This window comes from Sporolactobacillus vineae DSM 21990 = SL153 (assembly GCF_000377985.1).
GTDB classification, from domain to species: Bacteria; Bacillota; Bacilli; order Bacillales; family Sporolactobacillaceae; genus Sporolactobacillus; species Sporolactobacillus vineae.
The window spans coordinates 45,327-51,706 of sequence record NZ_KB899053.1 but is presented as its reverse complement, the minus strand read 5'-3'; the positions used below and the strand labels follow the sequence as shown (position 1 = coordinate 51,706).

At 50.3% G+C, this 6,380-nt stretch carries 6 protein-coding genes; all 6 read right to left on the bottom strand.

All coding sequences use genetic code 11. The features are described from left to right. Positions 1-672: 672 nt before the first annotated feature. The 6 genes from lysS to cysK all read right to left on the bottom strand — a co-directional run bounded on the left by lysS (position 673) and on the right by cysK (position 6,380). Complete coding sequence (gene lysS, locus D889_RS0111935; protein WP_010632649.1) at positions 673-2,169, bottom strand: lysine--tRNA ligase; 1,497 nt, start codon at positions 2,167-2,169, stop codon at positions 673-675. A gap of 185 nt (positions 2,170-2,354) precedes the next feature. Next, entirely contained in the window at positions 2,355-3,341 is a 987-nt protein-coding gene (gene dusB, locus D889_RS0111930) for a tRNA dihydrouridine synthase DusB (RefSeq protein WP_010632650.1), read from the bottom strand. A 74-nt stretch (positions 3,342-3,415) separates the two neighbouring features. Next, the gene (locus D889_RS0111925) at positions 3,416-3,619 is read right to left on the bottom strand and encodes a helix-turn-helix domain-containing protein (protein ID WP_010632651.1); all 204 of its coding nucleotides are present in this window, start codon (positions 3,617-3,619) and stop codon (positions 3,416-3,418) included. Then, positions 3,571-4,452 (bottom strand): 2-amino-4-hydroxy-6-hydroxymethyldihydropteridine diphosphokinase, encoded by an 882-nt coding sequence (gene folK, locus D889_RS0111920; protein WP_010632652.1) that lies wholly within the window; start codon positions 4,450-4,452, stop codon positions 3,571-3,573. The genes D889_RS0111925 and folK overlap by 49 nt, the downstream gene beginning before the upstream one ends. Then, on the bottom strand, positions 4,445-5,296 hold the full coding sequence (gene folP, locus D889_RS0111915; protein WP_010632653.1) for a dihydropteroate synthase: 852 nt from the start codon (positions 5,294-5,296) through the stop codon (positions 4,445-4,447). The genes folK and folP overlap by 8 nt, the downstream gene beginning before the upstream one ends. Before the next feature lie 163 nt (positions 5,297-5,459). Next, the gene (cysK, locus tag D889_RS0111910; RefSeq protein WP_010632654.1) at positions 5,460-6,380 is read right to left on the bottom strand and encodes a cysteine synthase A; all 921 of its coding nucleotides are present in this window, start codon (positions 6,378-6,380) and stop codon (positions 5,460-5,462) included.

Below are 6,380 nucleotides of genomic sequence, written 5' to 3'. Positions count from 1 at the left end.
TTTCTTTGTCAGCTTGCCGCTTCATTCCTCACGTATCGCAATACGCTCCGGTACTCGCGCCTTCGCTTCCTCGAACTCCTCGGCCCTTTTTGTCCTCGCCCTTGAACGATCCCTGCGAAAGCCTCAGCTTCCGTTTCTTACATTTTCGTTCATTCGATCCTCAGCAAAATTGAATTGACTAAAAGGGGTTTACCCTTCCAATCACGCTTGGCTTTTATTTAGTTTTCAAGGAACCATTCCTGCCGCATCTCTGAGCGACTTGTCTATTCTACCAACTAAAACGTCTCTTGTCAACAACTAAATAATCCATTGACTCGAAAAACTAATTCTCAACTGGCAGAATACCTTTATTTCAGGACCTCTATGTACAACACAGAGGAACAATCCTCATCGGCAACATTAAAATACTATCAGCATTCCCTTGTTTTGTCAATGCCTGATAGATTTCGGGTTAAGTTTTACACAAATAAGGTTGTTCGCCCCCATTGCCGGAGCTGCATGACTTCTGAGGGATCGGCAAGTGCCCGGCCTCACAGCGGTAATGGCGCGGAGACCAGCCGATCCGTGGAAAACGAGCACCTGCAGCAGAAAAACAACAACCGGGTTTACCAGGCTCAAAAAAAGAACCGTTCTGCTGCAAACGGTTCTTCAAACACATAATGAAAGATTAAATTATTTTTCTTCGTGCGGCTTCATCAGCGGGAAGAGCAGTACATCGCGAATCGATGGCGAATCGGTCAGCAGCATAATCAGACGGTCAATGCCGATGCCAAGTCCTCCGGTCGGCGGCATGCCGTATTCCATCGCTTCCAGGAAGTCCTCATCGATCACTTGAGCTTCATCGTTTCCGGCCTCACGCTCACGCATCTGTTCTTCAAAGCGTTCGCGCTGGTCAATCGGGTCGTTCAGTTCACTGAAGGCATTTGCCTGCTCTCCGCCGGCAATATACAATTCAAAGCGGTCGCTGAAGCGTTGATCATGGGGGTCTTTTTTGGCCAGCGGAGAAATCTCAATCGGATGGCCGAAGATGAACGTCGGCTGGATCAGCGTGTCCTCGACCTTCTGTTCGAAGAATTCATTGACGACATGACCATAGCTCATATTGGCGTCCACTCTCACACCATTATCCTCTGCCAGTTTTCTGGCCTGTTCATCTGTCATTTCCGGCCAGAGATCGACGCCGGTCGCTTCTTTGATCGCATCGACCATATGAATCCTGTGCCATCCCGGCTTCAGGTCAATCGGATTCCCGTCATAAGTGATCTGCGTCGTTCCCAGTACCTTCCTGGTCACGGACACAATCAGGTCCTCTGTCAGGGCCATGATATCCCGGAGATCATCATAGGCGGCATAGAGTTCAAGTAAAGTAAATTCGGGATTATGTTTCGTATCAACGCCTTCGTTACGATAGACTCTCCCGATTTCATAGACCTTTTCAAATCCGCCGATGATCAGACGCTTCAGGTGCAGCTCAATCGCGATCCTCAGATAAAGATCAATGTTCAGCGCATTATGGTGGGTAATAAACGGACGGGCAGCAGCGCCGCCGGGAATCGACTGCATGGTCGGAGTCTCGACTTCAAGATACTGCTGATCATCCAGATAGTCGCGGATGGTCTTCACAATTTTGCTGCGCAGAACAAATGTTTTCCTGACTTCAGGATTGACGATCAGATCAAGGTATCTCTGGCGGTAACGCTGTTCTACATCCTTCAGTCCGTGAAATTTATCAGGCAGCGGTCTCAGCGACTTGGAGAGAATGTTGAATTTCACCACCCGGATCGAAAGTTCGCCCATCCGGGTTTTAAATACCGTTCCCTCAACACCGACAAAATCACCGATGTCAATATGCTTAAAAATCTCATAGGTCTCGTCACCGACGTTGTCTTTACGGACATACAGCTGAATCCTGCCTTCAAAATCCTGAATATCGGCGAAACCTGCCTTGCCTTTGCGCCGCTTAGCCATCAGCCGGCCCGCAGTGACCACATGTACTGCTTTCTCCTCGAGTTCTTCTTCTGTCATCGCACTGTAAAGATCGCGGATTTTTTTGGTATCATGGGTGCGTACGAAACGCCCGCCGAATGGATTGATTCCTTTATCCATCAAGACCCTCAGCTTTTCACGCCTTGCTTCCAGCTGATTGGTCAGATCCACTTCCTGGCTCATGTCATTCCCAACCTCCAGTCAAGAGTTCATCCTTATCCCCGGTCGGAACGATCTGTTGCACACGCTTGTCCGCCCGGGGAAGGACCCCGAACAAAAATTATCCATAAATAAAACTGCCAGTTAAGCACCGGCAGTTTGACATCTATCAAAATTATAGATAAATACAGAAACACTGTCAACTTCGTTCAGACCGCCTCAGCTGCTTCGGATGCCCTGGAGAAATTTCTGAGTATTGAGCGGACTTCATCGGCGCGCTCACAGACATTGATCTTCTTGCGGACCTCGTTGCCGCCGAGAAGGCCTTTCACGTACCATGCCGCATGTTTGCGCATTTCAAGAACAGCCAGGTGCTCTCCCTTCAGCTTGATCAGCTGATCAAAATGAAACAGACAGACATCGGCCTTCTCTTTAGCGGACGGTACCGGACAGAGAATACCGTTTTCCAGATATTTGACAGTTCTGTAGAGCATCCATGGATTTCCAAGTGCCGCCCGGCCAATCATGACACCGTCTGCACCGGTCGTCTCAATCATTCGTTCGGCATCCTGAGGCGTCCGCACATCACCGTTACCGATGACAGGAATCGATACAGACTCTTTGACCTGCCGGATAATATCCCAGTCTGCGTGGCCTTCATACATCTGAACACGAGTCCGGCCATGGACAGCCACCGCCCGGCCGCCGGCAGCTTCGACGGCCTGAGCATTGCGGACGGCATAAATATGGTCGTCGTCCCAGCCCTTGCGCATTTTCACCGTAACTGGCTTATCCACTGCCGAAACCACTGCCGAAACCGTCTCATAAATTTTATCCGGATCCAGCAGCCATCGGGATCCGGCGTCACATTTCGTGATTTTCGGCACGGGACAGCCCATATTGATATCAATAATATCAGCATTTGTGTTCTGATCCACATATTCCGCCGCCTGGACCAGTGTTTCCTTGGAACCCCCGAAGATCTGCAGGCTTAGCGGCTTCTCCCGTTCGTCGACATAGAGCATATTCATCGTCCTCTTGTTATGATGAATAATCCCCCGGTCCGCCACCATTTCAGCACAGACAAGCCCGGCGCCGAAACGCCTGGCAATCAGGCGGAACGCAGAGTTGCACACCCCGGCCATAGGCGCCAGAATGACACGATTTTTCAATGCCACAGGTCCGATTTTCAGCATGTTTCCACCTCCTTCTTGATCCCCATTTACAACTCACCTCATGTATCTTACGGACAGACGTTTGAATACTGTTCTTACAATTTGCGTATATTCTGAGCAGAAATGTTGAGTGTTTCACAGATTTTTTCAATAATCTCCTGATCTGGTTTTCGGTTCTCACGCTCAATTTCACCAAGCAGAGAAAGAGAAATCCCGGTCTTTTTAGCAAAGGCAGCCTGTGTGTACCCTTTCAGCTTCCGAAAAGCCCGTATTTTCCTTCCCCATTGTTCTTCTTCCATACGCTTACGCCCTCTTTTTCGTTAAGCATCTGCCGGAGTTCAAGAACCGACCGGCCGATTCCGGGAATTACTAGATGCGGCGCAATTTCCATGAAAGGGACGAGTACAAAAGCCCGTCTGGAAATTTCCGGATGAGGCAATGAAAGTCGTTCTGTATTTAACTGCCGATTTCCGTAAACCAGCAGATCCAGATCGATCGTTCGCGGACCCCAGTGGATCTCCCGTTTGCGTTTCAGTGTTTTCTCGATGTTCTGCAATTCTTCCAGCAGCACCTCAGCAGGCAGCACGGTTTCAATACCAACCACCATATTCAGAAAGTCGCTCTGGCGGACAGGCCCTACCGGAGCAGTCTCATAAATCGAAGAGCACCTGACGACCCTTGTCAGCCGCAGAGCATCGAGCATACCGAGTGCGCGATTCAGATAGCTTTTCCGGTCTTCAATATTCGAGCCCAGTCCAAGATAGGCGATGACACGTTGCCTTTCGACTTCTACTGATACTTGTCCGGTACTTCCGGGTATCGGCGGATCCGGTTTGGTGATCCGGACGCGGCACGAGGAAACGCGGGCAAATGCCGACAGAATCCGATCGGCAATCCGGCCGGCAACCGTCTCAATCAGCGCGCAGGGCGGGCCTTCGATAATCTCTCTGACCATTTTGTACACGGCCGCATAATTAATCGTCTGCCCCAGACTGTCTGTCACACTCGCCTGATAAAGATCAACAGCAAGCGTGACATCGGCGGTAAATCGCTGGCCAAGACGATTTTCTTCCGGAAGTGCGCCATGATAGCCATAGAAATTCATTTGTTCCAGTCTGATTCGATCAGTCACAGGAATCCTCCCTCAGCATGGCATCCATCATCTTTGCCATGCGTGTGATCGGCCGGACGTCATGAACTCTCATGATCTGGCATCCTTTCATGATCCCCAGGCAGACCGTTGCCCCGGTTCCCTCGACACGCTGGTCGGCGTCCAGGTTCAGCGTCTTTCCGATGAATCCCTTTCTTGAAGTACCCAGGAGCAGCGGATAGCCGAGTTCATGAAAAGCCTCCAGATGGTTCATGACGACAAGATTCTGATGGTAGTCTTTTGCAAATCCAATGCCCGGATCCAGAATAATCTTTTCCGGTTTCACCCCGGCTGCAAGTGTCCGGTTAATACTGACCCTGAGATCGGTTTTCATGTCGTCGATAAGGTTTTTATACTGATTCCCGTCCCTGTTGTGCATCAGAATGATCGGGACATCATAAGCAGCTGCCGTGGCAGCCATGTCCGGATCCGCCTTCGTCCCCCAGATATCATTGATGATATCGGCGCCTACATCAATGGCCCTTTTTGCCGTCTCAGCTTTATAAGTGTCGATGGAAACAGGGATATCGGTATGCTGCCGAATCGCACGGATCACAGGCAGTACGCGGCCGATCTCCTCCTCCACAGGCACCGGCGTGTACCCCGGTCTCGTCGATTCACCGCCGATGTCAATGAGATCCGCGCCTTCCTGTTCCATCTCAAGCGCATGACGAACCGCCCGGTCCACTAAATCGAATCTGCCGCCGTCCGAAAAAGAATCCGGTGTGACGTTCAGAATGCCCATAATAACTGTTTTCTTACGGTAATCGATGACCCTTTTCTCCGTTTGGAGCAGGTGAATCGGTGAAACATGAAAAGTATACACAGACAGATCCGTTCCCCCACAGTTAGTTTATCTATGCGTTCAGTATAGCATATCAGCACTTCCGCTCTGAAGCGCCCGTTATTTTTTTAGACTAAATCAAAAAAGGGGACCTCAATGCGATCCTCTTTAATTCGGTCAGGCATGCAATTGTTAACAAATTTGTTCAGTGTGCGTCCTGATATAACGGCGTGCTGAGATAGCGTTCACCACTATCAGGAAGAATGATAACGACCTTTTTCCCCTTCCCGAGTTCTTTAGCCACCTGAATCCCGGCAAAAATCGCCGCTCCTCCGGAAATTCCAGCCAGAACGCCTTCTTTACGGCCGGCCAGCCGGGCATATTCAAACGCCTGATCGTTGGTGACGTCGACCACTTCATCGTATATCTCAGTATCGAGTGTCTCGGGGATAAAGCCGGTCCCGATGCCCTGGATCTTATGAGGGCCGCCCTTGCCGCCGTTGAGTACCGGAGAGCCCTTGGGCTCGACAGCAACAACCTTTATATTCCGGAAATGTTCTTTTAAAGCTTTACCGGTACCGCTCAGCGTTCCACCGGTGCCGACACCTGCAACAAACGCATCCAGCGAATCAAAGGCTTCGGCAATTTCTTTACCGGTTGTCCGGTAATGGGCTTCGGGGTTCGCCGGATTTTTGAACTGCTGGGGAAGGAAATAGTCCTTCTCCTTTGCCAGTTCCTGTGCTCTTGCTATGGATGCCTTGATGCCCTGAGCGCCGGGCGTCAGGATGACTTCAGCTCCGTAGGCTTTAAAAAGCTTGCGGCGTTCAATGCTCATCGTTTCAGGCATGACCAGAATGGCCTTATAACCCTTCACCGCAGCAACAAGAGCGAGTCCGATACCGGTATTCCCACTTGTCGGTTCAATAATCGTATCGTTGGGCTTCAGTTTCCCGTCACGTTCCGCTGCCTCAATCATCGACAAAGCAATACGGTCTTTGACACTGCCCCCCGGATTAAAATATTCGAGTTTTGCAAATAATTCTGCGTCATTCTCCCCAGTCAGATGATTCAGCCGGACAATCGGCGTATTTCCAATCAATTCGGTAACAGAATTTGCAACAGTCAT